Source organism: Mycobacterium intermedium (genome assembly GCF_002086275.1).
GTDB classification, from domain to species: Bacteria; Actinomycetota; Actinomycetes; order Mycobacteriales; family Mycobacteriaceae; genus Mycobacterium; species Mycobacterium intermedium.
This window is the reverse complement of the sequence record NZ_MVHT01000258.1, coordinates 1-837: the sequence shown is the minus strand read 5'-3', so window position 1 is coordinate 837 and position 837 is coordinate 1. Positions and strand designations below refer to the sequence as shown.

Sequence of the window (837 nt, the reverse complement as noted above, 5' to 3'; positions counted from 1 at the left end):
AACGCCGGCATGCTCTTCGGCGACGGCGGCGCCGGCGGCACAGGCGGGTTCAGCGTCATAGGGGGCACCGGCGGCAGTGGCGGCAAAGCCGGGCTGATCGGCAGTGGCGGTAACGGGGGGGCCGGCGGTCAGGGCATTCCTGACATCGGCCTCGGCCTCGGCGGCACAGGCGGTAACGGTGGCAATGCCGTGCTGTTCGGCGTCGGCGGTAACGCCGGAAACCCGGGGATCGCCTTTGCCAACGGCGGCGCCGGCACTGCCGGATCCGGCGGACCCCTGCAACCCGTGTTCGATGCGCTGAACGCTCCCTCCCAGGCTCTCACCGGGCGCCCGCTGATCGGCAACGGCACCAACGGCGCCCCAGGGACTGGACTAAACGGCACGCCCGGCGGCTGGCTGCTCGGTAACGGCGGGGCGGGTGGATCCGGCGCGTCGGGTGCTAACGGGCAGAACGGCGGCGCAGGGGGATCCGCCGGGCTGTTCGGTAGCGGCGGCGCCGGTGGGTCCGGCGGAGAATCAACGGGCGCAGCCCCCGGGTTTAACGGGGCAGGCGGGGCCGGTGGGGCCGCTGGCCTGCTGTTCGGGACCGGCGGTGCCGGTGGAACCGGCGGAACCGGCGGCAATGCCTCGTTGCTGGCGGCCGGCGCCGGCGGGGCCGGCGGGGCCGGCGGGCTGTTCGGCGACGGCGGCGCCGGCGGTAACGGCGGGTTTTCCCGAGGAGCCAATGCCGGTGGCGCCGGCGGGGCCGGCGGGGCCGCCGGGCTGCTCGGCAACCATGGCGGCGTGGGCGGCGCGGGCGGTTTCGGCACCGTTGGGGGTACCGGTGGAATCGGCGGA

1 protein-coding gene is annotated in these 837 nt (G+C 75.5%); it reads left to right on the top strand.

What is annotated here, in order from left to right; all coding sequences use genetic code 11:
* Positions 1 to 837: PGRS repeat-containing protein (locus BST27_RS34305; protein ID WP_346243006.1), on the top strand; the 837-nt coding region annotated here is incomplete at both ends.